The organism is Ferrimonas pelagia, assembly GCF_039543565.1.
GTDB classification, from domain to species: domain Bacteria; phylum Pseudomonadota; class Gammaproteobacteria; order Enterobacterales; family Shewanellaceae; genus Ferrimonas; species Ferrimonas pelagia.
In genome coordinates this window covers 95,659-110,951 of record NZ_BAABJZ010000105.1, presented here as the reverse complement: position 1 = coordinate 110,951, position 15,293 = coordinate 95,659, and the positions used below count along the sequence as shown (strand labels likewise).

At 60.2% G+C, this 15,293-nt stretch carries 10 protein-coding genes; 3 read left to right on the top strand and 7 right to left on the bottom strand.

Translation table 11 applies throughout. The annotated features are described in order from the left end of the window. Positions 1 to 125: 125 nt before the first annotated feature. The 6 genes from ABEA08_RS20630 to metJ all read right to left on the bottom strand — a co-directional run bounded on the left by ABEA08_RS20630 (position 126) and on the right by metJ (position 8,642). Positions 126 to 1,862 carry a family 43 glycosylhydrolase gene (locus ABEA08_RS20630; protein ID WP_345337322.1) on the bottom strand — a complete coding sequence of 579 codons (1,737 nt, stop codon included), beginning with the start codon at positions 1,860 to 1,862 and terminating at the stop codon, positions 126 to 128. A gap of 63 nt (positions 1,863 to 1,925) precedes the next feature. Continuing rightward, positions 1,926 to 4,112 carry a glycoside hydrolase family 3 C-terminal domain-containing protein gene (locus ABEA08_RS20625; protein WP_345337321.1) on the bottom strand — a complete coding sequence of 729 codons (2,187 nt, stop codon included), beginning with the start codon at positions 4,110 to 4,112 and terminating at the stop codon, positions 1,926 to 1,928. Further along, entirely contained in the window at positions 4,052 to 4,558 is a 507-nt protein-coding gene (locus ABEA08_RS20620) for a hypothetical protein (RefSeq protein WP_345337320.1), read from the bottom strand. The genes ABEA08_RS20625 and ABEA08_RS20620 overlap by 61 nt, the downstream gene beginning before the upstream one ends. 117 nt (positions 4,559 to 4,675) lie before the next feature. Continuing rightward, positions 4,676 to 7,303 (bottom strand): glycoside hydrolase family 3 C-terminal domain-containing protein, encoded by a 2,628-nt coding sequence (locus tag ABEA08_RS20615; protein ID WP_345337319.1) that lies wholly within the window; start codon positions 7,301 to 7,303, stop codon positions 4,676 to 4,678. 210 nt (positions 7,304 to 7,513) lie between these two features. Beyond that, positions 7,514 to 8,257: a sulfite exporter TauE/SafE family protein gene (locus ABEA08_RS20610; protein ID WP_345337318.1), complete on the bottom strand. Its 744-nt coding sequence runs from the start codon at positions 8,255 to 8,257 to the stop codon at positions 7,514 to 7,516. A gap of 64 nt (positions 8,258 to 8,321) precedes the next feature. Beyond that, positions 8,322 to 8,642, bottom strand: coding sequence for a met regulon transcriptional regulator MetJ (gene metJ, locus ABEA08_RS20605; RefSeq protein ID WP_345337317.1), 321 nt, complete (start codon positions 8,640 to 8,642; stop codon positions 8,322 to 8,324). A gap of 183 nt (positions 8,643 to 8,825) precedes the next feature. On the opposite strand from metJ, the gene metB reads away from it, so the two are divergent. The 3 genes from metB to metF are packed head-to-tail and all read left to right on the top strand — an operon-like array spanning position 8,826 to position 13,232. Beyond that, positions 8,826 to 9,971, top strand: coding sequence for a cystathionine gamma-synthase (metB, locus tag ABEA08_RS20600; RefSeq protein WP_345337316.1), 1,146 nt, complete (start codon positions 8,826 to 8,828; stop codon positions 9,969 to 9,971). Positions 9,972 to 9,982: 11 nt separating this feature from the next. Beyond that, a complete protein-coding gene (gene metL / locus ABEA08_RS20595; protein WP_345337314.1) occupies positions 9,983 to 12,322 on the top strand; it encodes a bifunctional aspartate kinase/homoserine dehydrogenase II in 2,340 nt (779 codons plus the stop codon). 22 nt (positions 12,323 to 12,344) lie between these two features. Continuing rightward, complete coding sequence (gene metF, locus ABEA08_RS20590) at positions 12,345 to 13,232, top strand: methylenetetrahydrofolate reductase (RefSeq protein WP_345337313.1); 888 nt, start codon at positions 12,345 to 12,347, stop codon at positions 13,230 to 13,232. Between the two features lie 200 nt (positions 13,233 to 13,432). Here metF and ABEA08_RS20585 read toward each other — a convergent pair whose 3' ends face one another. Continuing rightward, on the bottom strand, positions 13,433 to 15,280 hold the full coding sequence (locus ABEA08_RS20585) for an alkaline phosphatase PhoX (protein ID WP_345337312.1): 1,848 nt from the start codon (positions 15,278 to 15,280) through the stop codon (positions 13,433 to 13,435). Between the last annotated feature and the right edge of the window lie 13 nt (positions 15,281 to 15,293).

The following is a 15,293-nucleotide window of genomic DNA, read 5'->3' as shown; positions in this document are numbered from 1 at the left end:
CCAGGCAAAGGAGGCGGGCTGAACGCCGTTTCGGTTGGCGAACTTTGCGTGCTCTTTGCAGTTTTTTATCGCGTTTAGACTAGGCGCTGCGACCACGGGGGACACAGCACCTGGCGCGCCGGTGATCAGCGGGGAGCGGTCACCTTGACGACGGACGGGCTCGGCGTGATCCCGTTTTCATTGAAGGCTTCAATGCCGAAGTAGTAGTCACGCTCGCCGTGCAGGGCGTTGATATCGACCTGATTGTTACCGTAGACGGTGTGATGGCTGTAGAGCTTGCCCGGATGGGTGCCGAAGCTGACGGTGTAGCCGGTGGCTTCGGGGACCGCCATCCAGCTCAGCGCCACCCGGCGCGGATCCGCCTGGCGCTCGGCGCGCAGACCGGTGACCTCGGCCGGTTTCGCCCCGTCACCCAGGCCGAACACACGGAAACCGGACAGGGCGAGCTCACCACTGGCTACTTCCAGGTTGCGCAGGCGCACGTAGCGTGCCGGTTGCGCTTGTGGCAGTTGCAGATAGGCGTGGGGGTTGTCGTGCTCGGCATCGGCGCGATCCATCACCGTCTGCCACTGCTGACCATCCAGCGAGCTTTCGACTACATAGCGGTGGCGCAAGTCGGGCTGGCGCCCTTTGGCCTTGGCGTTGTGCTCGGAGAAGTTGATCTGGATGGCGTGGACCTGGTAGTCCCCTTGCAGATCCACCATGGCCCACTCGTGTTCGCCGCCGGTCTCGGCAGCCCAGTAGGTCTTGATCTGCTCATCCACCATCTGGCTGGCCGGGTAGTCTGCCTGACTGGAAGAGACGGTGACCGGCTTGTCGTAGGAGAGCAGCATCCAGCCCGGGAACAGCTGATCAAAATCCGTGATCTTATGATCCGGCACGATCATCGGGTAGTCGCCGTACTTGGTGACGGCGTGGGCGATCCCGTCCTCGTCGAAGAAGGTGGGGTAGATCCCCAGGCGGCGGGCGAAGGTGTTAACGGTTGAGGCGGAGGCGGTGCCCATATGCCAATAGTTGCCGTACTTATCTTCGAAGGTGTTGCCATGGCCAGCCCCGGCGACAAATCCGGCGGGCTTATAGGCAAAGGGGTTGTGCTCGGCCAGCGTGAAGGGGCCGAGCGGTGAGTCAGACACATACATGCCGTCGTTGTAGGTGTTGTACTCGGTGCCAGGGCCGGCGTAGGAGAGGTAGTAGCGGCCGTCGTGTTTGGTCACCCAGGCGCCTTCTATCCAGGCTTTGCGCTCATCGTTGGTATGGTCATCGCCGGACACTTCCCAGCCGTGAAGGGCCTGGTGAGTTTCAACCAATCCTTTGCGACGGTCGATAAAGCGGAACTGATCCCGGTAGTCCAGCTCGACGCCCCACAGCGGGTGGCTGTTGGAGCAGCCCCAATAGAGGTAGAGGCGCTTGTCGTCATCCATAAAGAAGGCGGGATCCCAGATCCCGTACTGCATCTCCTGTACCTCGACCTCCCAGTTGCCCGATAGCGGGTCGTCGGAGCGATATAGGCTGGTTTTCTTGTGGGAGGAGGCCAGCAGGTAGACGGTGTCGTCGATCACCACGGCAGAGGGGGCGTAGTCCTCGACGTTGTACTGGTCGGTTTCGACCACTTGCCAATCCACCAGATCGTCTGAGACGAAGTAGCCGCCAGATTTAGAGGCGAACATCAGGTATTTGTCTTGGTAGCGGACGACGGTGGCGTCGGCGGCTTCACGAAAGCGTCCACTCAGCATAAAGCGGTAATTTAGATCGAGTGGGTTGGCGATGGTTTTGATCGCCGTGGTGTCAGGCGTCTGGTTGGGGACTTGGGCGCAACCCAGTAGCAGGGTTGTGATCAGGCCGCAAAGGGCAGTTCGTTGCATTGAGTCTCTCCTTAAAAGTGGAAAAAGGCACCCGATGGGCGCCATGTGCGGTTTGTTTTGTTTTTATTTCACGCGAACCGTGTCGGTCAGCTTGATGTTGTCCGAGGCGTTACCGACGCGAATTTCATAGCGATTGCCCAGGGCCCAGTCTTTGGTCTTTTCATCCCAGTAGGCCAGATCGGCCACGTCGATGGAGAGCTTGACGGTCTCGGACTTGCTGGCGGCGACGCTGACACGCTTGAACGCTTTCAGACGCTGCTTTGGCTTGTCGCTGCGGTCGAACTTGTCCACCACGTACACCTGAACCACTTCATCGCCATCACGTTTACCTGTGTTCTTCACCCGAACGCTGAGATCGATGGTGCCATCGGACTTCACCTTCTTAGACTTGAGCTTGAGCTTGTCCATGGTGAAGTCGGTGTAGCTCAGGCCGTGGCCGAAGGCCCACAGTGGCTCCTTGTCGAAGTACATGTAGGTACGTCCCTTGGTCAGATCGTAATCACTGAACGGCGGCAGATCGTTCCAGCTTTTGACGTAGGTCAGCGGCAGTCTGCCAGCCGGGTTATGCTCGCCAAACAGGGTGTTGGCAATGGCGTTACCGCCTTGCTCGCCCGGGTACCAGGACTGCAGGATGGCGGGCATGTTGTCCTTCAGCCACGGGCTCTCGATGGAGGAGCCGGATTGCAGCACCACTACGGTATTGGGGTTGGCTTTGAGTATCCCGGCCAGCATCTCTTCCTGACCCGGTGGCAGGCCTTCCACAGTACGGTCGTAGGCCTCACGCTCGTACTTAACGGAAATGCCCATCACGGCGATCACGGCGTCGGCCTGCTTGGCCACCTCGAGCTCACCGCCTTCGAAGGTGTCATCCTGTTTCGGCAGTTGCCAGCCGAAGCGCACCTGGTGCTTGCCTTCGTTGGTTCTGCGCATGGTCACCACTTCGATCTCATAGGTCTGGTTGGCGTCCAGGCGGACTGGACGGGTCTCGCGGTGATCCTGGCCCGGACGGTGGTGCGCGTCGATCACCGAGATCCCGTTGACCGAGACCTTCGCCTCGGTGCCGTGGTACTCGATGCCGAAGGTGTAGTCACCGCCGATAGGAGGCACGATCTCAGTGGTGTAGCGGACGGCGTAGAATTGGCCACTTTGGGACTCGTGCGGGTAGGTATCGAGCCAGTCGAAATTGACGTCGGCGACGTTGTCGCTGGCGATGGGCTGACCCGCAGCCTGACCGTTGTTGTAGTACTCGGCGCGCCAGACGCCTAAGCCCTGGTTGTCCAACTGGATGATGTTATCCATGGGGACGCTCTGCAGCTCGTCTTCGTTTTCGGCCCAAGGCACGTACAGGACTTCGACGTCATTGCCCAGGTAGTCACGGATACCCTGCAGCGGGGTGACCGGATCGGTGGCGGTGCCGGAGTAGGTGCCGTAGTTGAGCACATCGGCGTTGGGGCCGATCACCGCCACGGTTTTGATGGCGGACTTGTCCAGCGGCAGCAGCGGCGTGCCATCGACCGGCTCATTTTGCAGCAGCACCATGGAGCTCTGGGCCACCTCGAGTGCCAAGTCTTTAAAACTGGTCAGGGTTTCAAAGGGCAGATCTTTCCACGGAGACAAAGACTCGGGATCGTACATGCCCAGCTGCAGGCCGACCCGCATGGTGTTGCGGAAGGCGCGATCCAGCTTTTCCTGCGGTACCTTGCCCTGCTCCATGGCGGTCATCAGTTCCCTGCGAAATAGCCGGGTATTGTCGTAATCCAGGGTGTCAGCATTCATGACGGCAGCAGTGGCTTCGACATAGTTGTCGTAGATCTCATGGCCGGTATAGCCGCGCTCACCCCAGCCCTTGGTGGTCATCAGGATGGAGCCGTAATCCCCGATCACAAAACCATCAAAGCCCCATTCACCGCGCATCACATCGCGCACTAGCCAGGTGTTGGTCACCGCCGGCTCACCATTGAGGCGGTTGTAGGCGGTCATGACGATCTTGGAGTTGCCCTCCTCGATGGCCTGTCGATAGGCCGGGAAGAAGTATTCACGCAACTGCTTCTCACTGATGTCGGCGTTGCCGCCGAAGCGGTTGTGCTCTTCATTGTTGGCGACGAAGTGCTTCGGACCGGTGGCGGATTTCAAGTAGGTCGGATGGTCCCCCTGAAGACCCTTGATGTACGCGGTCACTATGTCCCCGGTCAGCTTAGGATCCTCGCCGTAGGCCTCCTGAGTCCGGCCCCAGCGGGGATCGCGTGCCATGTTGATCGTCGGGGAGTACATGAACAGGGCCCACGCTGTCCGAACTTGTTGAACTCAGGACCGTTGTGGTACTGGGCGCGGATCTCATCGGAGATGGCATCGCCGGTACGTAAGATCAGCTCTCTGTCCCAGGTGGCACCCATAGCGATGGAGGTTGGGAAGACCGTATGCGAATTGGAGCGTGGCGTGGAGAGGCCATGCTGGGCCACGCCTGGCTCAAAGGGCTTGAGGCCAAGACGGGGCACCCCGTTACTGCGCATGCTGATCATCTGGCCCTTTGCCGCCGGTGTCAGCCGGGCGGTGATGTCATCGAGGCGCGCTTCGATGGGCAGGGTGTGATCATAAAACGGAATGTCGTATTGAGCGATCTCCGCGGCGGGCATACCAGCGATGGCCGGGCCACAGAGCAGGGCCGCGGAAACGGCCAGAGCGGTTCTTTTTATCATCGTTCTTCCTTTAACTGAAATGGGTAAAACCAGATCGAATGTTCTTTGTGAACTCTTGTAAATGCGCAGATACAAACAAGGCGCCCGATGGGGCGCCTTGTGTCGTTTGCTGTGCGATTACTTCACGCGAACCGTGTCGGTTAGCTTGATGTTGTCCGAGGCGTTACCGACCCGAATTTCGTAGCGGTCGCCCAGAGCCCAGTCTTTGGTCTGCTCATCCCAGTAGGCCAAGTCGGCCACGTCGATGGAGAGATCCACGGTCTTGCGCTCGCCCTTCTTCAAGGACACGCGCTCGAACGCCTTCAGACGCTGCTGCGGCTTGTCACTGCGGTCGAACTTGTCGTGAACGTAAACCTGAACCACTTCGTCGCCATCCACTTTGCCGGTGTTCTTCACGCGCACGCTTAAGTCGATGGTGCCGTCCTGCTTCACCTTGTTGGACTTGAGCTTCAGCTTGTCCATGGTGAAGTCGGTGTAGCTCAGGCCGTGACCGAAGGCGAACAGCGGCTCTTTGTCGAAGTACCAGTAGCTGCGACCCTTGGTCATGTCGTAGTCGTTGAACGGCGGCAGATCGTCCCAGCTGCGTACCCAGGTTTGTGGCAGTTTGCCGCCCGGGTTGTTATCGCCAAACAGGGTGTTGGCGATGGCGTTGCCGCCCTGCTCACCCGGGTACCAGGATTGCAGGATGGCCGGCACATTGTCCTTCAGCCACGGGCTTTCGATGGAAGAGCCGGACTGCATCACCACCACGGTGTTCGGATTGGCGTTCACCACGGAGCGCAGCATGTCGGTTTGCGCCTGTGGCAGGCCTTCGAAGGCACGGTCAATGGACTCACGCTCGTAATCGACCGACAGGCCCATCACGGCGATCACCGCATCCGCTTGCTTGGCCACTTCCAGCTCACCGCCTTCAAACTGGCTTTCCTCTTGTGGCAACTGCCAACCGAAGCGCAGCACGTGATCCTTGGCATTGCCTTTGCGCATGGAGACCACGGTGATCTCATAGGCCTGGCTGGCGTCCAGCTCGATCTCCTGGGTGGAGCGGAGCAGCTTGTTGGCATCGCCATGATCGCGGATCAGCGGACCGCCGTTAACGTTAATCACGACGTCGCCGCCCTGGTGCTCCAGGCCCAGGGTGTAGAGGCCGCTTTGTGGCGGAACGACGGTGGTGGTGTAGGTGACGGAGTAGCGATCCTTAGTCAATGCCTCGTGCGGCTTGTCGTCGGTCCAGCTGAAGTCGATGTGGGCCACGTTTTCGCGGCCAGCGGGTTTGCCACGAGCCATCTGATCGTCATGGTAGACGGCGCGCCAGACCCCCAACCCTTGGTTGTCCAGGGTGCTGATGTTGTCCATCGCGATGTGGGTCAGTTCATCTTCGTCTGTCGCCCAAGGCACGTACAGCACCTCGACGTCGTCGCCGAGGTAGTCACGAATGCCTTGCAGCGGGGTGACCGGATCGGTGGCGGTGCCGGAGTAGGTGCCGTAGTTCAGGACATCGGCATTGGGGCCGATCACCGCCACGGTTTTCAGGGCAGATTTGTCCAGTGGCAGCAGCGGGGTGCCGTTCACCGGCTCGTTCTGCAGCAGCACCATGGACTTCTCGGCCAGCTCCAGGGCCAGATCCTTGAAGGTGGTCAAAGTCTCAAACGGCAGATCTTTCCAGGGCGAGAGCTCTTCCGGATCGAACATGCCCAACTGCAGGCCGACGCGCATGGTGTTGCGGAAGGCGCGGTCCAGCTGCGCGGAGGTGGTTTTGCCCTGCTCGATGGCGGTCAGCGCTTCGCGGCGGAACACTCGGGTGTTGTCGAAATCCAGGGTCTCGGCGTTGAGCACGGCGGCGGTGGCTTCGACGTAGTTTTCGTAGATCTCATGGCCCTGGAAGCCACGCTCACCCCAGCCCTTGGTGGTCATCAGGATAGAGCCGTAATCGCCCAGTACAAAGCCGTCAAAGCCCCACTCGCCGCGCAGTACGTCTTTGACCAGCCACTTGTTGGTCACTGCTGGCTCGCCGTTGAGGCGGTTGTAGGCGGTCATGATGATCTTGGCGTCGCCTTCCTGCACCACCTGTTTGTAGGCGGGGAAGTAGTACTCGCGCAGTTGTTTCTCGGAGATATCGGCGTTGCCGTTGAAGCGGTTGTGCTCTTCGTTATTGGCAACGAAGTGCTTGGCACCGGCGGCGGTCTTCAGGTATTTCGGATGGTCACCCTGCAGGCCCTGCACATAGGCGGTGGCAAAGGTGCCGTTGACTAGCGGATCTTCGCCATAGGCTTCCTGGGTGCGCCCCCAGCGCGGATCGCGGGCGATGTTGATCACCGGTGACCAGAAGGTCAGCGGCCCTTTCTGGCCTCTGTTGTCGAGTGGGCCATTGTGGTACTGGGCGCGGGCTTCGTCGGAGACGGCATCGCCCATGCGCTTCATCGCAGCCGGGTCCCAGGTGGCGGCTAGGCCAATGGATTGGGGGAACACGGTATGCGGTATTTCACGCGGGGTCACCAGACCGTGCAGGGCTTCGCCTGGGGGGAATGATTTCAAGCCATAGCGGGGTACGCCCTTGTTCCACAGGGTGATCATATGACCCTTCTCTTCGTCGGTCAGACGCTGGCTGATGTCATTCAGGCGGTCTTCGATGTCGAGGGTGTGATCGTAAAACGGGATATCGTACTGGGCGATCTCTTCGGCCGACATGGCGGCCAAAACGCTGGTCGAAGCGAGTGCCATGGAGATGGCGAGTGCGGTTTTTTTCATTATTATCCTGCCAGGGAGCGCGGAATGCGACTTTGGAGGGGCGAACCACCTCCAAGGTTAGCGTTAACAAACATGCGTAAGATACCGACAGAATTGATGATTCGACACAGTGCTGCAAGGCAATGACGCTTCAGCCTCGACAGAATGTGAAGCGGATCGAGTTTGTTGCTTTGGGGGTGTGACTTAAACCGAACTCACTTTCTTTTGGGGTCAGAAAGTAACGAGTTGATGAGAGGATTGCAGCATGAGCAAGCTGCCGGCCAAACCACAAAGCAGCAGGGTGGCGTGCTTGAGTTGCTCCGGCTCGACCCGCTGGACGATCTTGTCGCCCAACCAGAAGCCCAGCAAGGCAGGGGGGATCAACAGCCCGCCGCGTACTAACTCAGAGGTGCCAAACTTACCGGCGATGGCCAGCAGCACTAGAGATAGAGCGGCACTGAAGACGAAGAAGCCGGATAGGGTGTGGCGCATCTGGGCAGCGGATTGATTGTTGTTGAGCAGCAGCGCCAGCGGGGGCCCACCGATGGCGGCGATGGCGGCAAAGATCCCGGAAACAAAGCCGGCGCCAAACAGGTTGGCGTTGGTCAACGGCACGCGCCACTTGGCGAGGGTGAGAAAGACGGCGCTGAGTACAATGATGCCGATCCCCAGTCCGAGCCACTGGGTCGACGCGACAACCAGCAACCAGGTGCCCAGAATACCGCCGGGAATGCGTCCGATCAGGGCGGGTGTCAATATGCCCATCTCTAGGCGGATCCCTATACGACGCAGGGTAAACAGCGAGATCAGCAACCCCATCATGATGATGGGGCCCGGTACCCAAGCTGGATCGATCAGATACAGCAGCGGCGCCACCACCACGGCCAAGCCAAACCCCACCGCGCTCTGTACGATGGCACCGGCGAAGACGATCAGCCAGACCAAAAGGAGCTCGATGCCTGGAACTGGGTTCATGGAGAGGGCCTTTTTTACGCTAAAAAGCCTGCGGACTGCAGGCTTTTTGTCCTGGTGACGACATTCAGTCGTCTAACTGGTCCGGGTCGATCCCCAGCGCCAACATCATTTCGCGCGCGGCGGCGGGGACGTTGTCCGGGCGATCCTTGCGCAGATCATCATCGCCGGGCAGCGGCTGGCCGGTATACGCGTGCAGGAAGGCCTCACACAGCAGCTCACTGTTGGTGGCATGACGCAGGTTGTTGACCTGACGACGGGTGCGTTCGTCGGTGAGGATCTTCAGAACCTTGAGCGGAATGGACACTGTGATCTTCTTGACCTGTTCGTTCTTCTTGCCGTGTTCTGCGTACGGGCTGATGTATTCGCCGTTCCACTCGATACTCATCGATGCACCTATAAGTCTTGATAACGGGGCCAATTTTAAACCCATGCCCGAGAGAGTCAATGATTGCCGTCTTAACCTGTAAACGTTTAGACGGCTAAACGTCTTGACGCCCGAACTGTGGCGGTTTAAGTTAATGAACCATCACAAAATCGTTTTGTTGCGTCAGTCTGGAGGATGCATTCGATGACTCAGCGCCAGTTCGCTACCATCGCCGCCCGTGAAGGGATAGAAAGTGACACCCAGCATGGTGCGGTTGTGCCCCCGATCTACCTGTCGACCAGTTATACCTTTGAGGCCTTCGGCCAACCCCGGCAGTACGACTATGCCCGCAGTGGCAACCCGACTCGCGGCACGCTGGCGAACGCGCTGGCTCAGTTGGAGGGGGGAGCTGGCGCGGTGGTGACGGCGACCGGCATGGCGGCGATCAGCACCGCGGTGGCCTTGTTGCAGGCGGGGGATCTGATCCTGGTGCCCCATGACTGTTATGGCGGCAGCTACCGCTTATTCACGTCGCTGGCGGCCAAGGGTCAGTTTGAACTGCTGGTGGTGGATCAAACCGATGAGGCCGCGCTGGATACGGCGCTGGCACAAAACCCGAAGATGGTGTGGCTGGAAACCCCGTCCAATCCTCTGTTGCGTCTGGTGGATATCGCGGCCATCGCGACCAAGGCGAAAGCCAAACAAGCCTTGGTGGTGGTCGACAACACCTTCTTATCTCCCGTACTGCAGCAGCCACTGGCCTTGGGTGCAGACATTGTTATCCACTCCACCACCAAGTACATCAACGGCCACTCAGATGTGGTGGGCGGCGCGGTGGTGGCCAACACCGCCGAATTGGTGGAGCAACTGGACTGGTGGGCCAATTGCCTCGGCCTTACCGGCGGCGCGCTCGACAGCTATTTGACCCTGCGTGGCCTACGCACCTTGCCGTTGCGGATGCAGCAACATGAACGCAATGCTAAGGCGGTGGTTGAGTTGTTGGTTGAGCACCCGAGTGTGAAGGCGGTGCATTACCCCGGGCTGGCCGATCACCCACAGCATGCGCTGGCTCGACGCCAGCAGGCTGGGTTTGGCGCCATGCTGAGTTTTGAATTAGAGGGCGGCGAGGCCGAGGTACGCGCCTTGCTCGATCGCCTGCAGGTGTTCAGCGTGGCGGAGAGTCTGGGCGGAGTGGAGTCGCTGATCTGCCATCCCGGCACCATGACCCACCGCGCCATGGCACCGGAGGCGCAGGCCACCGCTGGGATCGCTGAGACCCTGTTGCGGATCTCGGTGGGGATCGAGGATCCCCGCGATCTGTTGGCCGATCTGCAACAGGCATTAGGATAAGGAACCCAGTGATGACACGTCGGATCTTACATAAGTTTGGCGGCAGCAGCCTGGCGGATGCCGATTGCTACCGCCGTGTGGCGCATATCCTGCTGACCCAGGGCAACAGCGATGATCTGGTGGTGGTGTCTGCCGCCGGCAAGACCACCAACCGGTTGATCGGCCTGATCCGCCGGGCGCGTAAGGGGCAGGAGCTGGCGACCGAGCTGGCGGAGCTGGAGCAGTATCAAAGCCAATTGATCCAGAAATTGTTATTGGGCCCGGAGGCGGGGGCGGTGCAGCTTGAGCTCAGCGCCGATCTGGTTCGTCTGCGCGATTGGCTGGTGGCACCGGCCACGCACAGTGCCGAGATCCAGTCACTGGGTGAGCTTTGGTCTGCACGGCTGTTGGCTACGCTGTTACAGCAGCTCGGGGTGAAGGCGAAGGAGTTGGACGCGCGCCGATTTTTAACCGTCGGTGAAGACCGCTGTCCCAACTATGAGGCCAGCCGGGAAAGTCTCGAGACCTGTCTGCGTGACTGGCCGGACACCCGTATCGTCATCACCGGGTTTGTTGCGGTGGATGCAACGGGTCAGAGTGTGCTGCTGGGCCGTAACGGCTCGGATTACAGCGCCACGGTGATCGGCGCATTGGCGCAAGTCGAGCAGGCCACCATCTGGACCGATGTTCAGGGGGTGTTCAATGCCGATCCGAATCGGTTGCAAGACGCGCGTTTGCAGGCGGAGTTGTCGCTGGCGGAGGCGGACAGCCTCGCTCGTCTGGGCTCGCCGGTGCTGCATGCGCGTACCCTGCAGCCGCTGCGACAGCATGCCATGGCGCTGAACGTACGCTCCAGCTACACCCCGGAGCAGCCCTATACCCGGATCCTGGCGCAAGGGGCCAAGGCGGAGCCGGTGATCACCAGCCTGGATAAGGTGGTGGTGTTGTACAGCGATCACGTCAAGCAAGCCCAAGCCTACCTGGATGCGCATGGGTTGATGCCCTTGGTGTGTTATCCGGATCTGGGCGCCTTGGTGATCAGTGAGGAGCTGGCGGAGGAGGCGCAGGTGGCGCTGGTGGAGGAGTTTGGCGGCTCGGTTCGCACCGAGCGGGGGCTGGGTCTGGTGGCCTTGATCAGCCGGCATGCCCCCCGCTTGGCGGGGGCTTTCTCCCGGCTGCTGGGGCGCAAGGCTTGGCCGTTACGCCGTGAGCCTTTGGCGTTGATCACCCTGGTGCCGAGCGCACAGGTGGCGGATCTGACTGCGCGGGTGCATCGCCGCTGCGCCGGGCCGCTTAAGCAGATCGGCGTGATCGTGGCGGGCAAGGGCAATATCGGCGCGGCCTGGTTGGCGCAGTTTGCCGACTATCAGCGTCAGATCAGCGATGAGCTGGAGGCCGAGCTCTCCCTCGTGGCCGTGCTGGGTAAAGCGCAGGCACTGTTGGCACCGGAGGGGATCGCCCCGGCGGATTGGCGTGCACGCTTTGAGGCCGAGGCGCAGGACTATCGTTTGAGCGAGATCATCGAGCAGGCCAGCGCTTGGCCTTACGATGAGTTGTTGCTGCTGGATATCACCGCCAGTGCCGAGCTGGCCGCGGCCTACCCCCTGCTGCTGGAGCAGGGGATCCATTTGATCTCTGCCAATAAACAGGCTGGATCGGGCCTGCAGCGCGATTATGATCAACTGAAACAGCACCTAGCCCAGCGCCATCTGTACTGGCGCTATAACGCCACGGTGGGCGCCGGCCTTCCTGTATTTTATGCCATTGACGATCTTAAGCGCGGTGGCGATCGCCTGCGCAGCATCGACGGCGTGTTCTCCGGCACCTTGAGCTGGCTGTTCCATCACTTTGATGGCGAGCGGCCGTTTTCCCAGCTGGTGCTGGAGGCTAAAGAGAAGGGCTTTACCGAGCCGGATCCGCGCGAGGATCTCGGCGGTGTCGACATGCAGCGTAAATTGCTGATCTTGGCGCGTGAGCTGGGGCTGAAGCTGGAGTTGTCCGAGGTGGGGCTGGAGTCGTTGATCCCAGCCGCGCTGAGCCAGTGCAGTACCGCCGAGTTTATTGAGCGGATCGCTGAGTTGGATGGCCCAATGGCCCAGGCATTGGCGCGCGCGCAGGCGCAGGGACAAGCCTTGCGCTACACCGCCGCGCTGGCCATCGAGGGCGATACGCTGCAAGCCAAAGTGGGGCTGGAGTCGGTTCGCCCCGATCACCCCTTCGCCAGTCTGCCGCCAGGTGATAACCAGTTTCTGCTGCGCAGCGAGCATTACCCCAACGGTTTAGTGATCCAAGGGCCGGGGGCGGGACGTGAAGTTACGGCCGCCGCGGTGCAATCGGATCTGGTGGCGATCTGTCGTCGCCTATTGCATTAATTTTTCAGGGAGTAGAATTTTCATGGCATTTCATCACGCCCAGCAAGTCGAAGCATTAAACGAGCGCCTCAGCTCTCTGAAAGACATCAATGTGTCCTTCGAGTTTTTCCCGCCCAACAGTCCGGCGATGGAGGAGACCTTGTGGGGCTCTATCGAGCGGTTGGCACCACTCAAGCCTAAGTTTGTTTCGGTGACCTACGGCGCCAACTCCGGCGTACGCGATCGCACCCATAAAGTGATTGAGCGTATTCACGCCGAGACCGAGCTGCAGGCAGCGCCGCACCTGACCTTGGTGGACGCCAGCAACGATGAGCTGCGTGAGCTGGCGCGTCAGTATTGGGCACAGGGTGTGCGTCATATCGTCGCACTGCGCGGCGATGTGCCGGCGGGGCAGCCCAATCCAAATCGCTACGCAGCCGATCTGGTCAAGCTGCTCAAAGAGGAGCATGACTTTGAGATCTCGGTAGCGGCCTATCCGGAAGTTCACCCGGAGGCCACCTCGGCTCAGTCGGATCTGGTCAACCTGAAGCGCAAGGTGGATGCCGGTGCAAACCGGGCCATCAGCCAGTTCTTCTTCGATATCGATGCCTACCTGCGCTATCGCGATCGCTGCGCCGCGGCGGGGATCGATGTGGAGATCGTGCCGGGCATTTTGCCGGTCACCAACTATCAGCAACTGCTGAAGTTCTCCGATTTTGCCAAGATCCGCGTGCCAAACTGGCTGCATCACATGTTTGATGGCCTGGATGATGATCCCGCCACCCGTAAGCTGGTGGGGGCTAACGTGGCGATTGAGATGGCCAAGGTATTGGCCAAAGAGGGGGTCAACGATTTCCACTTCTATACGCTCAACCGGGCCGAGATGTCTTACGCCATCTGCCATGCTTTGGGTGTGCGCCCCGGCGTCTGAAGCTAAGCGCAGAATCTAGGCGAAAGCGATCCTTTGGGTCATGCCGATCCGCTCTGCGGATCGGCATTTTTATTCTGGAGGTAGGTGCGCTCACGGCCCGAAGAGTGAGCCGTTGAACTCAGGCGACGGATAAAACAAAACCCCCGCAGCACGCTGCGGGGGTTTTCATTGGGTTCAATCCATTGAACCGCTAATGGGCATTACTCCTCAGGCTCCTCGGTGCCGGAGTCGTCTTCGCGCAGCGGATCCCATAGCCAGATGGAGGAGTTGAGCTGGCCGCCGTTCCCTTGAACCTCGTACTCTTCGGAGATCAACAGGCGACCGTCGTCCATCACTAGGATCTCGCCTGGCTGGGACACCCGTTCTCCATCGCAGCGATCATGGGTGGTGGACGCCGGATAATCGCCGCCCATCAGCACCGGCTCGATGCGGCGGATATCGTAACCCTCTTCGATCTTCATCTGGTAGACACCGCCACAAGGGCCGTTGTCACCGGCAAGGAAGATATCGCCAAAGTTCCACAACATGTGCTGTTCGAAGCGCGGAATGGAGAAGTACGCGAAGGCCTCGGTCACGTCTTCGGCCAAATCACCAGTCCCCACCAGGGCTTTCTCGGTGCGCGCATAGTTATGGGCAAAGCCAGTGATGTGGGTCCAATCCACCGTGCCACCAGCAAGCTGACCGGCCTGGCGAGTCTCTAGGAACACCACACGATCATCCATCGGCAAGCCTGCGGTGACCGGGTTACCGCCTTCGGCGATGCTGGGGTAATTAGCGTCGCCATTGGCCCAGGCCACCACATCGGCATCGGTCAGGTAGCTGCTTTGGCCATCGACAAAGTGGCTCATGTCGATGCCATCGAAGTCACTGACCCAACCCAATACCTCCGCTTCCGAGGCGCTGCCCAGTTCGACCCAGTCGATGTCAAAGCTGGTGACCGCCGGGTGGGCGAACCATTTGCCCTCTTCCTGGGTCACCTTACCGACGGACAGGGTGCCTTCGGACAGATCGCCCGCGGTGTGCGCAACAAACTTATAGAACGCGCCGCCCGCGGCGTTTTGCGACAGGTAAAGGGTGCGATTGTCCGGCATGACAATGGCTCGGTCGTACTCGACCCGACCCATCGCATAGCGGCGAATGACTTCAAAGTCGCCATTGGGGTCGAGCACCTCCATCATATAACCGTAGTCATACGGGTTCGGGAATACTCCATCGCCCAAGGCATGATCCATCTTGGCGGCCAGATCCAACAGGGCGCGACCGGGGTCTTCCGGGTCCGGCTGGTTCCATTCAAAGAAGGTGGTGGCGTTACGGGCGGTTTCGATCGCTTCGGTTTCGGCGATCAGCGGTGTGCCCCAAGGGGTCATCACACCAATGCCGGTGGCGGCCGTCAGGCCGCCACGCAGCCCGGTCAGGTCCACCTGCTCAGTGTCGACCGGATCCCAGCCACCCTCGGCGTTACGCACCACCTCGATGCGGCTGATCCCGCCGGGCACCGTGCCCCAACTGGTGACGATCACGGCGCTGTCTTCGCCTGTACTCAACAGGCCGCTGAAGTTGGGCTGGTTGCTGTCCATCGGCTGGGTCATGGCGTTGTTAAGCAGGCCATCAATCACGCCCAGACCCTCCTGGCCTTCGACGCCGATAAACTGATACTCACTGTCGACCCCGAGCACGCGCTGACGCGTGCTGGCGTTTGGCGGTACCGGGATCTCATCCGCTTTATTCGCTTCGGTGGCGTAGACATTGCTGCCTGCCAGTACGCCGACCGAGGCCTTTTTATAGCGATCATCGACCGTGCCGTTGTTGCCACCTGGGTGACGTACATTAAATTGCAAGGTGCCATCGTCCAGCAGGATCAAACCGGTCAGATCCGCCGCCAAAGGCGCGGTGGCAAAGCGCATCAAGGTGCCCTGGGGGGCCGGTAAAGGGAATACCGGCGCCTCCGCAGGAGGCTCGGGTGCGTGTTGTGTTTGTTCACTGTTCCAGCAGCCGGTCAATGCAAGGGACGCGGCCACGGCAACCAGGGAAAGTTGAAATTGTTTCATCGCAATAAGCCCT